At 61.3% G+C, this 13,509-nt stretch carries 11 protein-coding genes; 6 read left to right on the top strand and 5 right to left on the bottom strand.

What is annotated here, in order from left to right:
- Positions 1-3 precede the first annotated feature (3 nt).
- On the bottom strand, positions 4-1,398 hold the full coding sequence (locus ACX93L_RS16840; protein ID WP_459405895.1) for an RsmB/NOP family class I SAM-dependent RNA methyltransferase: 1,395 nt from the start codon (positions 1,396-1,398) through the stop codon (positions 4-6).
- Positions 1,389-2,351 (bottom strand): zinc metalloprotease HtpX, encoded by a 963-nt coding sequence (gene htpX / locus ACX93L_RS16835; protein WP_459405894.1) that lies wholly within the window; start codon positions 2,349-2,351, stop codon positions 1,389-1,391. The genes ACX93L_RS16840 and htpX overlap by 10 nt, the downstream gene beginning before the upstream one ends.
- A gap of 116 nt (positions 2,352-2,467) precedes the next feature.
- Here htpX and ACX93L_RS16830 point away from each other — a divergent pair, with 116 nt between their 5' ends.
- Both ACX93L_RS16830 and ACX93L_RS16825 read left to right on the top strand, forming a co-directional pair.
- The gene (locus tag ACX93L_RS16830) at positions 2,468-2,698 is read left to right on the top strand and encodes a DUF1674 domain-containing protein (protein ID WP_169593168.1); all 231 of its coding nucleotides are present in this window, start codon (positions 2,468-2,470) and stop codon (positions 2,696-2,698) included.
- 55 nt (positions 2,699-2,753) lie between these two features.
- Complete coding sequence (locus tag ACX93L_RS16825) at positions 2,754-3,212, top strand: thermonuclease family protein (protein ID WP_459405893.1); 459 nt, start codon at positions 2,754-2,756, stop codon at positions 3,210-3,212.
- A gap of 61 nt (positions 3,213-3,273) precedes the next feature.
- Here ACX93L_RS16825 and acs read toward each other — a convergent pair whose 3' ends face one another.
- The gene (gene acs / locus ACX93L_RS16820; protein WP_169593163.1) at positions 3,274-5,226 is read right to left on the bottom strand and encodes an acetate--CoA ligase; all 1,953 of its coding nucleotides are present in this window, start codon (positions 5,224-5,226) and stop codon (positions 3,274-3,276) included.
- 237 nt (positions 5,227-5,463) lie between these two features.
- Here acs and ACX93L_RS16815 point away from each other — a divergent pair, with 237 nt between their 5' ends.
- Positions 5,464-6,165 carry a DUF1013 domain-containing protein gene (locus tag ACX93L_RS16815; RefSeq protein ID WP_459405892.1) on the top strand — a complete coding sequence of 234 codons (702 nt, stop codon included), beginning with the start codon at positions 5,464-5,466 and terminating at the stop codon, positions 6,163-6,165.
- A 240-nt stretch (positions 6,166-6,405) separates the two neighbouring features.
- On the opposite strand, the gene ACX93L_RS16810 is transcribed toward ACX93L_RS16815, so the two are convergent.
- Positions 6,406-8,313, bottom strand: coding sequence for a propionyl-CoA synthetase (locus ACX93L_RS16810; protein WP_459405891.1), 1,908 nt, complete (start codon positions 8,311-8,313; stop codon positions 6,406-6,408).
- Positions 8,314-8,450: 137 nt separating this feature from the next.
- Entirely contained in the window at positions 8,451-9,110 is a 660-nt protein-coding gene (locus tag ACX93L_RS16805; protein WP_459405890.1) for a YggS family pyridoxal phosphate-dependent enzyme, read from the bottom strand.
- Positions 9,111-9,311: 201 nt separating this feature from the next.
- Here ACX93L_RS16805 and leuS point away from each other — a divergent pair, with 201 nt between their 5' ends.
- From leuS to holA, 3 genes are read left to right on the top strand one after another with little or no spacing between them, the layout of a single operon-like run.
- A complete protein-coding gene (gene leuS, locus ACX93L_RS16800; protein ID WP_459405889.1) occupies positions 9,312-11,939 on the top strand; it encodes a leucine--tRNA ligase in 2,628 nt (875 codons plus the stop codon).
- The gene (locus ACX93L_RS16795) at positions 11,929-12,447 is read left to right on the top strand and encodes a hypothetical protein (RefSeq protein ID WP_459405888.1); all 519 of its coding nucleotides are present in this window, start codon (positions 11,929-11,931) and stop codon (positions 12,445-12,447) included. Before leuS ends, ACX93L_RS16795 begins: the two co-directional genes overlap by 11 nt.
- Positions 12,448-12,460: 13 nt before the next feature.
- On the top strand, positions 12,461-13,507 hold the full coding sequence (holA, locus tag ACX93L_RS16790; protein ID WP_459405887.1) for a DNA polymerase III subunit delta: 1,047 nt from the start codon (positions 12,461-12,463) through the stop codon (positions 13,505-13,507).
- The last annotated feature ends 2 nt before the right edge of the window (positions 13,508-13,509 follow it).

Below are 13,509 nucleotides of genomic sequence, written 5' to 3'. Positions count from 1 at the left end.
CCGTTAAATCTTAGCGATTGCGCATGCATAGAATCCGTCAATGCCGCCTTCGGTTGCAAGCATGGCCGGAGTGGTTCGGATTTCACCGCGCGCGGTGACCGCATCTTCGAGGCCAGTCCAGTCCGCAGGATTGACCGGAACGCGTTCAAGACCCGCATCACCGCCGAGAACGCGCTCAATCATTTCTTCACCCTCGCTAGGGTCAAGCGAGCAGTTGGAGAAGACCACCAGCCCACCCGCACGGACCAGTGTCAGCGCATGACGCAGCAGCTTTTCCTGAAGCTCGGCGAGCTTGGCAATGTCCTCCGGCCCCTTCGTCCAGAGCACATCCGGATGACGACGCGTCGTCCCGGTGGAGGAGCAAGGCGCATCGAGAAGCACGGCGTCGAAGGGCTGGTCCGGCTTGAAATCGAGCAGGTTGGAAAGCACACACGTCGCCTCGAGACCCAGCCGGGCGAGATTGGATTGAAGCCGGGTCAGGCGCGAGCGGGACTGCTCGACGGCGGTTACCTCGGCACCCATTGCGATCAGCTGCGCTGTCTTGCCACCTGGCGCGGCGCAGAGATCGACGACACGCTTGCCGCGAATGTCACCGAAGAGCCTGGCTGGAAGTGCTGCGGCCGCATCCTGTACCCACCACGCGCCCTCGTCGAAACCCGGGAGTTCGGGGATCGTGCCCCGAAAACGCTCGAGCCGCAGGCTGCCGGTGGGCAGAACCTTGCCGTTGAGCCGCTCCGCCCAGAGCTCTGTATCCTGTTTGACCGTCACGTCGATCGCTGCCGGCTGCATCTGTGCTTCGGCGATCGCGCGTGCAGCCTCCGGTCCGTAGACCTCGGCCATGCGCGCGAAGAACCAATCCGGGAAGCAGGGGAGATCGGCGACCGAGGCGAGCAGAGCCTCCTTTTCGCGCCCGATCCGGCGAAGGATGGCATTGGTTAACTTGGCGAAACGGCGATTGCGGGGATCACGATTGGCCTGCTCGACGGCTAGATCGACGGCCGAATGGTCGGGAACATCGAGGTAGAGCATCTGCGCGGCCGCAACGATCAGCAGATGATGGAGCGAGCGAGCGCCATCGGGCAGTGGCGTGTCGAGCAGACCGGCAATGATGGCCTCGATGCGCGGCAGGTGACGCAGGGCGCTGTGAAGTATCGCCCTGACGAGAGCGCGGTCAGCTTCGGAAAGGCTCCGAATGGCCGGGTTGCCATGTTCGGCGTCGAGCATGCCGTCGAGCGGGGTCTTCTTGTCGATGACCGCCGCCAGGATCTTTGTTGCCGCGCTGCGAACCTCGAAGCCGGGCTTCGGCGCTGCCTGATGGGCCGGATCCGAGCCCGGACGTCCTATCGTGGGGTTCTTGCCGGAGGGTTTTCGCCGATTGCGCTCGTCGTTCAAGACCATGGTCCCTTAGGTGGTTCGGAGCCACCGCGACCCCACCCGGTATTCGGTACGGAACGCGATTTACGGGGCGCATTATCAGCGGGTGCCGGCCGCGTCGATCCCCCAAAGCCACTTTCCGACATCTGGAGCAGGGCAGCGACGCGGTTTTCAGTATTCGGGTGGGTCGAGAACAGGTTGTCCATCCTCTGTCCGGACAGCGGATTGATGATGAACATGTGCGCGGTCGCCGGATTGCGCTCTGCATCGAGGTTCTCGACGTGGGAAGCGTCGCCGGCAATCTTCTGGAGAGCGGAGGCAAGCCACCGGGGATTGCCGCAGATTTCGGCGCCGCGCCGGTCGGCGGCATATTCGCGAGTACGGCTGATGGCCATCTGCACGAGCATCGCGGCAAGCGGCGCGACGATCATCGCGACCAGAACGCCGACGAACCCGAACGGGTTGTTCCGGTCGTCGCGGCTGCCGCCGAACAGGAAGGCGAAATTGGAGAGCATCGAGATCGCACCGGCAAGCGTTGCGGTCACCGTCATCGTCAAGGTATCTCGGTTCTCGATATGGGCAAGTTCGTGCGCCATGACCCCGGCCACCTCCTCCGGTGTCAGGCGACGAAGCAGGCCGGTCGAGGCGGCAACCGCGGCATTCTGCGGATTGCGGCCAGTAGCGAAGGCATTGGGCTGCGGACTGTCGAAGATATAGACGCGCGGCATCGGCAAGCCAGCATTCTTCGAAAGGTCGCGGATCGTCGCAAAGAATTCCGGGGCGTTGTTCTCATCGATCTCCTGCGCGTGATAAGCGCGGAGCACCATGCGATCGGAATTCCAGTAGGAGAAGAAGTTCATGCCCGCGGCGACGACGAAGGCGATCATCATGCCGCTCTGGCCGCCAATCAGGTAACCGACACCCATGAAAAGTGCCGTCATGAAAGCGAGCAACATGGCGGTACGCATGGAGTTCATCTCTTGTCTCCGTCTTTGGACGCATTGACGCCAATGAGAGCTTGGTTGATGCGCAGGGCTGCACTAGATGTAAAACGCCTGAGCAAAGTTTCAATGATTTCGGAAATGAATCGGTCATGAGTGACATCGCCGACAATGACAATCAGCCACAGGATGCCGGAGTTGACGTCCCTCAGCCGGCGCGCCGACCGTTGAGCGAGGCTGCAATGCGGGCGCTCGCCGAGGCGGAAGAGCGTCGCAACGCAGAGAAGCGACAGCAACCGGCACCCGAAATCGGTGGCCGCGGCGGCGCCGATCCGGCGCGTTTCGGCGACTGGGAGATCAATGGCAGGGCCATCGACTTCTAAGAGTTGAATAAAAGCCTATTGATTGGGTCGCATGATAGGAATATGTTCCATATCCATGCGAACTCATCCTTTCCGGCGCGCGTTCCTTGCCGTCATCCTGATCAGTGCACCCGGCACAACAGGTACTCTCCACGCCGCCGAGCGGATTGCCGGACCGGTCGCTGCAGAACTGGTTCGCGTCATTGACGGCGATACCGTCCTGGTGAGCGCCATGCCCTGGCCGGATCATCGTGTGACCACATATGTGCGCCTGCGTGGAATCGACGCGCCGGAACTCAAATCGCACTGTCCTGCAACACGCCATGCCGCCCTTGAGGCCCAGGCAGTGCTTTCCGAGCTGCTGGCCGCCTCGCCGCTCGTGTCTTTGACCGATATTTCGGGTGACAAGTATTACGGCCGGGTGGTCGCAGCCATACGGCTGGCCAATGGCAGCGATCCCACCACCACCCTGCTTGCCGAAGGGCTCGCCGAGCCTTATCGCGGCGGCCACAAGAAGACGCCGCGCTGTTCATGAAAAAAGAGCCCCAATGCGCGAGGCAGAGGGGCTCAAGGGGGACTTCTGAAACAGGAAGCGATCAGGCGCTCTTGTTTTGACGGTTCGCGATCAGATCGTCGACGACGCCCGGATCGGCGAGCGTCGAGGTATCGCCAAGCGCGCCGAAATCGTCCTCGGCGATCTTTCGCAGAATACGCCGCATGATCTTGCCGGAGCGGGTCTTCGGCAGGCCGGGAGCAAACTGGATCTTGTCCGGCGTTGCGATCGGGCCGATCTCCGCGCGGACATGCTTGATGAGCTCCTGACGAAGCGCCTCGTCGCCATCGTGATCGGCCATCAGCGTGACATAGCAGTAGATGCCCTGACCCTTGATGGAATGCGGGTAACCGACGACGGCCGCTTCGGAGACGAAGTGGTGCGACACCAGAGCCGATTCCACTTCCGCAGTGCCGAGACGGTGGCCAGAGACGTTCAGAACGTCGTCCACGCGCCCGGTGATCCAGTAATAGCCGTCTTCGTCGCGGCGGCAGCCGTCGCCGGTGAAGTATTTCCCCTTGTAGGTGGAGAAATAGGTCTCGGCAAAGCGGTGGTGATCGCCATAGATCGAGCGCGCCTGGCCCGGCCAGCTGTCGGTGATGCAGAGATTGCCATCGGTGGCGCCCTCGAGCACGTTACCCTCATTGTCGACCAACTGCGGCTTGACCCCGAAGAACGGAAGGGTCGCCGAGCCCGGCTTGAGATCGGTCGCGCCCGGCAGCGGGGTGATCAGGATGCCCCCTGTTTCGGTCTGCCACCAAGTATCGACGATCGGCGACTTCTGCTCGCCGACTACGTTGTAATACCATTCCCAAGCTTCCGGATTGATCGGCTCGCCGACCGAACCGAGGAGACGAAGGCTCGAGCGAGAGGATCTCTTGACGAACTGGTCGCCCGCGCCCATCAGCGAACGGATGGCCGTCGGTGCTGTATAGAAGACGTTGACCTTGTGCTTGTCGATGACTTCCCAGAAGCGTCCCTGGTCGGGGAAATTCGGCACGCCCTCGAACATCAGCGTAGTGGCGCAGTTCGCCAGCGGTCCGTAGACGATATAGGAGTGGCCCGTAACCCAGCCCACGTCCGCGGTGCACCAGTAGATCTCGCCGTCCTTGTAGTCGAAGACGTATTCGTGCGTCATCGAGGCATAGACGAGATAGCCGCCGGTCGTGTGGACGACACCCTTCGGCTTGCCGGTCGAACCGGAGGTGTAGAGAATGAACAGCGGATCTTCCGCCTTCATCTTGACAGGCGGGCAATCCGGCTTCGCCTTGGCAGTTTCCTCATGATACCAGAGGTCGCGGCCCGGCGCCCAGCCGATCTTGCCGCCGGTGCGGCGGACGACGAGAACCTTGTTGACGATCACATACTGCTTGGCTGCAATGTCGATCGCGGTGTCTGTGTTTTCCTTGAGCGGCACCGGCTTGCCGCCGCGCAGGCCTTCATCACAGGTGATGACGAAGGTGGACTCGCAGTCGACGATACGGCCGGCCAGGGCGTCGGGAGAAAAGCCACCGAACACCACCGAGTGAATCGCACCGATGCGGGCGCAAGCGAGCATCGCATAGGCCGCCTCCGGGATCATCGGCATGTAGATGGTGACGCGATCGCCCTTCTTGACGCCTTGATCCTTCAGGACGTTGGCGAGGCGGCAGACGTGATCGTAGAGCTGGTTGTAGGTAATCTTCTTGTCAATATAGGGGTTGTCGCCTTCCCAGATGATCGCCGTGCGCTCGCCATGGGTCTTCAGGTGACGGTCGATGCAGTTGTAGGAGACGTTGGTCAGGCCGTCCTCATACCACTTGATCGAGACCTTGCCCTTGAAGTTGGTGTTCTTGACCTTGGTGTAAGGCTTGAACCAGTCGATCCGCTTGCCATGCTTGTCCCAGAACTTTTCCGGGTTCTCGATGCTGTCTTCGTACCACTTCAGGTACTTGTCCTTGTCGATCAGGGCACGGCTCTTTGCCGACTTCAGCACCGGATAGGTTTTGGCTGACATGAACACCTCCTCATGTTGACGCGCCAATTATGTGTCGGGTCGCAGGTTCTCCTCCCGTGACCCCTGACGAACATTCATAGCAGTTCAAAAGCACACAGCAATTAGACAAAGGTCATTCGCGGCTTCAAGAATTGCAATTACGCTACATTGCGGGTATAAGACATGTGATTTCCCAGAAATTGTGGCTTAAACCACGGCCCGCGACCCACGGCGCGGACGCAGAGAAGGATTGTTTCCATGGCCCAGACATTGCTCATGCCAAAGGCGACGGCCGTATGGCTTGTCGACAATACCGCGCTGTCATTCGACCAGATCGCGCAGTTCTGCAAGCTCCACCCGCTCGAGGTGAAGGCGATCGCGGACGGCGAAGCGGCGCAGGGCATCAAGGGTCTCGATCCGATCGCCACCGGCCAGCTTTCGCGCGACGAGATCGCCCGCGCCGAGAAGGATCCGAACCACAAGCTCAAGCTATCGGAGCCGAAGGTTCGCGTTCCCGACAGCAAGCGCCGCGGCCCGCGCTACACGCCAGTTTCCAAGCGCCAGGATCGCCCGAACGCCATTCTCTGGCTGGTGCGCAACCATCCGGAACTGAAGGACGCCCAGATCTCGCGGCTCGTCGGCACGACCAAGTCGACGATCGAGCAGATCCGCGACCGCACGCACTGGAACTCGACCAACCTGACGCCCATGGATCCGGTCACGCTCGGCCTCTGCAGCCAGATCGATCTGGACATGGAGGTCGAGAAGGCCTCGAAGGGCCGACCGCTGCCGACCGCTGCCGAACTTGGCGCGACCCTGCAGTCTGCAAACGAAACTGAGAACCTCGGCTTCAGCTATGAACGCGAGGAAGAGAAGGAAATCGACGTCAACGCCGTCTTCTCCAAGCTGCAGTCGCTCAAGTCCGACCGCAACCAGGACGAAGACGACGATCGCTTCTGATCCTGCTTCGGCTATCAATTAGGTATCTGAACCCCGGAGGGCCTGCCCTCCGGGGTTTTTCGTCATGGCATTCGGTATCGTGATCAATAGGCGAGACCACGACTTCCGTGGCGACTGCGGCGCTCGGGCGTAGAGAGCAGGGGTAATACGCGCTATTTTCTGATCACGACGGCAGAACTTGGCGAAGCGGTTTCCCGCTTCGCTTCGTGGTTTCTCGGCGTTCCTGTCGCCTGATCGGCCTCAGCCGTGACCATGCTTCTTGAGAACGTCCGTGATCTCATCGAGGATCGCCGGATCATCGATCGTCGCCGGCATCTTCCATGGCATGCCGTCGGCGATTTTCTGCATGGTACCGCGCAGGATCTTGCCGGAGCGGGTCTTCGGCAGGCGCTCGACCTTCATCACCGTCTTGAACGCCGCAACCGGACCGATCTCGTCGCGCACCAGCTGAACAACTTCACGCTGGATGACGGAGAAGTCCCGGTTGACGTTGTGCTTCAGCACCAGGAAACCGCAGGGGATCTGGCCCTTGAGCTCGTCGGCGATGCCGATGACAGCGCATTCGGCCACATCCGGATGCATCGCGCAGACCTCTTCCATTGCGCCGGTCGACAGGCGATGTCCGGCGCAGTTGATGATGTCGTCGGTGCGAGCCATGACGAAGACATACCCGTCCTCGTCGACAATACCGGCATCGGCCGTCTTGTAGTAACCCGGAAACTCCTCAAGGCAGGACGAGCGGAAGCGCTCGTCCGCATTCCAGAAGGTCACGAGGCACCCGGGCGGCAGCGGAAGCTTGACGACGATGTTGCCGAGCGTCCCGCGCGGCACCGGATGACCGGCGTCATCAAGCACGTCGACCGCATAGCCGGGCATAGGCACGGCCGGGGAGCCGTACTTCACCGGAAGAAGACCGAGGCCTGCCGGGTTGGCTGCGATCGGCCAGCCGGTTTCCGTCTGCCACCAGTGGTCAATGACCGGAACCTTGAGCATCTTCTCTGCCCACTTGATCGTCTCTGGATCGGCGCGTTCGCCGGCGAGGAAGAGCGCGCGCAAGCCGGAGATGTCATGTTTGCGAACGAAATCGCCATCCGGATCATCACGGCGAATCGCACGGAAGGCCGTCGGCGCGGTGAAGAGCGCCTTGACGTCGTGATCGGCAACCACCCGCCAGAAGGTTCCGGCATCCGGCGTGCCGACCGGCTTGCCCTCGAAGATGATCGTGGTGTTGCCAGCGAGCAGGGGACCGTAGACGATGTAGGAGTGCCCCACGACCCAGCCGATGTCCGAAGCTGCCCAGAAGACTTCGCCGGGCTTCACGCCGTAGATGTTTTCCATGGTCCAGGCGAGCGCCACCATATGGCCGCCGTTGTCGCGAACGACGCCCTTCGGCTGACCGGTCGTGCCGGACGTGTAGAGTACGTAGAGCGGATCGGTTGCCGCGACCGGCTCGCAGGCGACCTCGGTGCCGTTGACGCGTTCGACTTCGACGGCCTTGGCGAAATCGACGTCGCCGTGTTCGTACCGCAACGGTGCATGCAGTTCGTCGCGCTGAAGCACGAAGCAGTATTCCGGCTTTACCTTTGCCATGTCCACCGCATGGTCGAGCAGTGGCTTGTAGGGAACGATGCGTCCGGGTTCGAGACCACAGCTCGCGCTGATCACGGCCTTGGCGTTGCAGTCGTCGATGCGGGTCGCGAGCTCATGCGCGGCGAAGCCGCCGAAGACGACCGAGTGCACGGCGCCAATACGGGCGCAGGCCAGCATCGAAAACACCGCTTCCGGGATCATCGGCATGTAGATGATTACCCGATCGCCCTTGCCGATTCCGTGGTTCTTGAGAACGGCAGCGATTGCCTTCACTTCCACAAGAACCTCGTCGAAGCTGTAGCTCTTCTTCGCGCCGGTCATCGGGCTGTCATAGATGACCGCCTTCTGCTCGCCGCGACCGGTCGCGACGTGGCGATCCAGGCAGTTGTGGCAGGTATTGGTTTCTGCTCCGACAAACCAGCGGCCATAAACGCCTGCCTCAGGATCAAAGACCTTTTCGGCGGGCTTGAACCAGTCGAGCCGGTCCGCCTGGGTCTTCCAGAATGCCTCAGGGTCACCCATCCACGACTGATAGGTTTCCAAATACTTGCCTTGCATGAATTCCTCCCGATGCGACGCGAGACTTTTGAAATTTTGTCGCAATATTAGGGAGCAGGCCTTGATCTGGAAAGCCAGACCAAAGCGGTATACCCGCGATGATTACATCGAGAGATACTTAAGGCGCAAAAGTTGCATCAACGCGAACCGAAGATGGCGGAACCGACGCGCACGCTCGTCGCCCCGAAGGCAATGGCGGTTTCAAAATCGCCCGACATGCCCATGGACAGCTTTTCGAGGCCGTTCCGTGCCGCGATGCTGGCCAGCAATGCGAAGTGCGGACCGGGGTTTTCGTCTGCCGGCGGAATACACATAAGTCCTTCCACCGGTAAGCCGATCTCGTCCCGGCACAGCCGCACAAAGGCGTCGACATCATCCGGAGCGATACCCGCCTTCTGGGGCTCGAGCCCGGTGTTCACCTGAACGTAGAAGCGCGGCATCCGGCCTTGGCGCTTCCCTTCCTCCGCAAGCGCACGGGCGATCTTCTCGCGATCGACAGTCTCGATCACGTCGAAGAGCGCGACCGCATCGGCCGCCTTGTTCGATTGAAGCGGCCCGATCAGGTGGAGTTCCAGCCCATCGGTCTCGGCCTTGAGCGCCGGCCATTTTCCCTGCGCTTCCTGGACCCTGTTTTCGCCGAAGACACGCTGTCCGGTAGCGATGACCGGGCGAACATCGTCGGCGTCGAACGTTTTCGACACGGCAACGAGCTGCACGGAATCCGGCTTACGATTCGCCTCGGCAGCCGCCTTCTTCATCCGCGCCAGAATATCCGCCAGCCTGTCCTCAACGCTCATGTCCGCATCCGTTCCTTGTCTGATCTGTCACGCGTCAGGCGATCCGGCAGCAACACTGCCAAGGCCTCGAAAACGACGCATTGAAGATAGCTTCTAGCAGCCATGCCCAAATGGCCGCAATGGCCTCGAAAACTTGACGCTTGGCCGGTTTCGTGGTGAAGGTCACGCCCATCCTTCCTTGCTATTCCGGAAATGCAGAATATGGCCACCGAACGTTACAATCCGCGCGACGCCGAACCACGCTGGCAGGCGAAATGGTCCGACGCAGGCGTCTTCGTCACCGACAACAACGACAAGCGCGAGAAGTACTACGTCCTCGAGATGTTCCCCTATCCGTCGGGACGCATCCACATGGGCCATGTCCGCAACTACGCGATGGGCGACGTCGTCGCGCGCTACAAACGCGCCCGCGGCTTTAACGTTCTCCACCCAATGGGGTGGGACGCCTTCGGCATGCCTGCGGAAAACGCAGCCATGCAGAACAAGGTACATCCCAAGGAATGGACCTACCAGAACATCGCCACCATGCGCGGCCAGCTGAAGTCCATGGGCCTCTCGCTCGACTGGTCCCGTGAGTTCGCGACCTGCGATGTCGAATACTATCATCGCCAGCAGTACCTGTTCCTCGACATGTTGGAGAAGGGCCTCGTCTACCGCAAGCAGTCGAAGGTGAACTGGGATCCGGTCGATCACACCGTGCTCGCCAACGAGCAGGTCATCGACGGACGCGGCTGGCGCTCCGGCGCCCTGGTCGAACAGCGTGACCTCGTCCAATGGTTCTTTAAGATCACGGATTTCAGCCAGGATTTGCTCGATGCGCTCGACACGCTCGACCAGTGGCCGGAGAAGGTTCGGCTGATGCAGAAGAACTGGATCGGCCGCTCCGAGGGTCTGACCCTGCGTTGGGAGATCGCCGGTTCCGCCCCTGCAGGCCACAGTGAGGTTACCGTCTACACGACACGCCCGGACACGCTGTTCGGTGCCTCCTTCCTGGCCATCGCCGCCGATCATCCGCTGGCCAAGGCCGTGTCCGAAAAGAACGCCGATGTTGCAGCCTTCTGCGACGAGTGCCGGCGCGCCGGTACCTCGCTCGCCGCGCTCGAGACCGCCGAAAAGAAGGGCATCGACACCGGCGTGAAGGTACGTCATCCCTTCGACACCTCCTGGGAACTGCCGGTCTACGTCGCCAACTTCGTCCTGATGGACTACGGCACCGGTGCGATCTTCGGTTGCCCGTCCGGCGACCAGCGCGATCTCGATTTCGCCCGCAAGTACGATCTGCCTGTCGTACCGGTCGTCATGCCGAAGGATGGCGATGCGGCGACGTTTGTGGTTGGCGATACCGCCTATGACGGCGACGGCGTGATGATCAACTCGCGTTTCCTCGACGGTCTCGACACCGAGCAGGCATTCGCAACGGTCGCCGACAAGCTCTCCGCAACCCTCTTGGGCAATGCGCCGCAGGGCGAGCGCAAGGTGAACTTCCGCCTGCGAGACTGGGGTATCTCCCGCCAGCGCTATTGGGGCTGCCCGATCCCCGTGATCCACTGCGAGGTCTGCGGCGTCGTGCCCGTGCCGAAGAAAGACCTGCCGGTGCAGCTGCCGGACGACGTGACCTTCGACGTGCCCGGCAACCCGCTCGATCGCCATGCCACGTGGCGCCATGTCGCCTGCCCGCAATGCGGCAAGGATGCCCGGCGCGAAACCGACACGATGGACACCTTCGTGGATTCGAGCTGGTACTTTGCCCGCTTCACAGCGCCGCGCGAGGATCTGCCGACTGTGCCGGCGATCGCCGACCATTGGTTGCCGGTCGATCAGTATATCGGCGGCATCGAACACGCGATCCTGCATCTGCTGTATTCGCGCTTCTTCACCCGCGCGATGCGCGAAACCGGCCATGTGAACCTGAGCGAGCCCTTCAAGGGCCTCTTCACCCAGGGTATGGTCGTACATGAGACCTATAAGCTGGGCGCCGGTGCGCAGGGCCAATGGGTCGCCCCGGCCGACATCCGCATTGAAGAAGTCGACGGCGCCCGCAAGGCCTTCTTGCTCTCGAGCGGCGAAGAAGTCAGCATCGGCTCCATTGAGAAGATGTCAAAGTCGAAGAAGAACGTCGTCGATCCGGACGATATCATCGCCTCCTACGGTGCCGACACGGCACGTTTCTTCGTCTTGTCCGACTCGCCCCCGGATCGCGACGTCATCTGGTCCGAAGCCGGTGTGGAAGGATCGCACCGCTTCGTCCAGCGTGTCTGGCGCCTGATCGCCGAGGCCGCCGAAACCATGAAATCTGTTGTCGCGAATCCGGCTAAGGATGGCGCCGCACTTGCCGTTTCGCAGGTTGCCCATCGCACGCTGGCCGCAGTCCAGAGCGATTATGACAAACTGGCCTTCAACAAGGCGGTGGCGCGCATCTATGAGCTGGTCAACGCCCTGGCCGGCCCCTTGACCGAAGTCGCAGCCGGCAAGACCGACACGGTCTTTACGGCTGCAGTCAAGAACGCCACCGAGATCCTCATTCAGCTGATCAGCCCGATGACACCGCATCTAGCGGAGGAGTGCTGGCAGGTGATAGGCCGTAAGGGCATGGTGGCAACCGCTGCCTGGCCCGAATTCGAGCCCAGCCTGGTGCAGCTCGACGAGGTCGTGCTTCCCGTCCAGATCAACGGCAAGAAACGCACTGAATTGACAATCAGCCGCGACGCGGACCAAGATGCGGTAAAGGACGCGGTTCTCGCGCTCGATACCGTGAAGTCCGCCCTGAACGGGCAGGCTCCGAAGAAGATCATCGTCGTTCCGTTGAGGATTGTGAACATTGTCGTTTGACCCCGTCCGCGTGCCGGCTCGCCGGTTGAGCCTGGCGCTGTGCCTCGCATTCACGGCGCTTGTGGCATCTTGCCAGGTAAGGCCGCTCTATAATGAAACGGCTGCGACCCAGGCAAACCTGGGCGCGATCGCCTATTCCGACGCGACATCGCGCGTGGAACTCGAAGTGCGTAACCAGCTCATCTTCATGACTGGCGGCGGCTCGGGCGAGCCTGCGTCGCCGCAATATCGCGTCAAGCTCAAGGTCAGCTCCAGTGCCGGCGAGGTACTCGATTCCCAATCGACCGTCGCGCAGACCGGTCGCGTGCTTGTCAGCGGCAATTACATCCTGGAGCGGGTTTCGGACGGCACCGTCTTGAAGGTCGGAACGCGCAAGACGGTTGCCCTTGTCGACTTCCCCTTCCAGGAATTCGCCAAGCTTCGTGCCATTCGGGACGCCGAAAACCGCGGTGCGCGCGAGCTTGCCGAGCTGATCCGCGCCGATCTTTCCATGGTTCTCGGACGCTGAGGCGGCCGGAACCATGGCGGAGATCAAGTCTCACGAATTCGAAGGCTTCCTGCAGAAGTCGGTACGATTCTATCGCATTTTCGTGATCTACGGCCCCGACAGAGGGTTAGTCGCGGAGCGCGCGGCACAGATTGCCGGATCGACCGGCGTGGATCTCGCCGACAGCTTTGCCCTGATTCGGCTCGACATCGGTGATATCCAGTCCGACCCGGGTCGAGTGATGGACGAAGTAAACTCGTTTGGTCTGTTCGGCGGAGAGAAGCTGATCTGGATCCGGGGTGCGGCAAACGAGAAGGGGCTGGTCGATGCGCTCCAGTTTCTGTCGGAGACGCCGCCTGAGACCAGTCACGTCATTATCGAAGCCGGAGACCTCAAGAAGGGATCGGCGCTTCGCAAGGTGGCCGAGGCATCCCGCGCAATTGCCACGATTCCCTGCTATCAAGACGATGCCCGTGCGATCAATGCCCTGATCGACGCTGAACTTGCGGCTGCGGGCCAGCGGATCACCCCAGCGGCTCGGGAAGCGCTGCAGGAATCGCTCGGTGGCGACCGGATTGCATCGCGCAACGAAATCCGCAAGCTTCTGCTCTATTGCCTGCACGAGCCAATGATCGATGAACAGCACGTCATCGAAATCATTGGCGATGCGAGCGCAATCTCCACCGACGAGGTCGTGGATGCCGTGCTGAGCGGCGAGCCAGATGCTTTCCTCCATGCGATCCAGAAGATCGTCACGTCCAAGACACCGGTCTTCCTTGTCCTGCAGTCCTGCATGCGACAGTTCCAGCAACTCGAACAGATGCGCAACGAGATGGAAGAACGCCAGAGCCAGGCGAGCCAGGTGATGCAATCGCTGGGACGTGGCATTCATTTCCGGCGAAAGCCGATCATTGAGCGCACTTTGCGCAACTGGAACGCTAGGGATCTGAGCAGAGAGGCGAGCCGGATCCAGTCCGCGATCCTTCAGACCCGCCAGAAGCAGGCCCTGGAGGACAATCTGGCACTCCAGACCTTGCTCGCAACCACACTGCAGTCGGCGCGGCGCAATCGCCGCGCCTGAGC

This window comes from Rhizobium sp. CAU 1783, from assembly GCF_054551725.1.
Note: the sequence above shows the minus strand (reverse complement) of the source record. Positions and strands in the feature narration are given on the sequence as shown.

Coding starts and splice junctions, on each gene's coding strand:
- ACX93L_RS16810 (WP_459405891.1), bottom strand. CDS start 8,313: ATGCAAGGCAAGTATTTGGAAACCTATCAGTCGTGGATGGGTGACCCT.
- ACX93L_RS16825 (WP_459405893.1), top strand. CDS start 2,754: ATGCGAACTCATCCTTTCCGGCGCGCGTTCCTTGCCGTCATCCTGATC.
- acs (WP_169593163.1), bottom strand. CDS start 5,226: ATGTCAGCCAAAACCTATCCGGTGCTGAAGTCGGCAAAGAGCCGTGCC.
- holA (WP_459405887.1), top strand. CDS start 12,461: ATGGCGGAGATCAAGTCTCACGAATTCGAAGGCTTCCTGCAGAAGTCG.
- htpX (WP_459405894.1), bottom strand. CDS start 2,351: ATGAACTCCATGCGTACCGCCATGTTGCTCGCTTTCATGACGGCACTT.
- ACX93L_RS16815 (WP_459405892.1), top strand. CDS start 5,464: ATGGCCCAGACATTGCTCATGCCAAAGGCGACGGCCGTATGGCTTGTC.
- leuS (WP_459405889.1), top strand. CDS start 9,312: ATGGCCACCGAACGTTACAATCCGCGCGACGCCGAACCACGCTGGCAG.
- ACX93L_RS16830 (WP_169593168.1), top strand. CDS start 2,468: ATGAGTGACATCGCCGACAATGACAATCAGCCACAGGATGCCGGAGTT.
- ACX93L_RS16840 (WP_459405895.1), bottom strand. CDS start 1,398: ATGGTCTTGAACGACGAGCGCAATCGGCGAAAACCCTCCGGCAAGAAC.
- ACX93L_RS16805 (WP_459405890.1), bottom strand. CDS start 9,110: ATGAGCGTTGAGGACAGGCTGGCGGATATTCTGGCGCGGATGAAGAAG.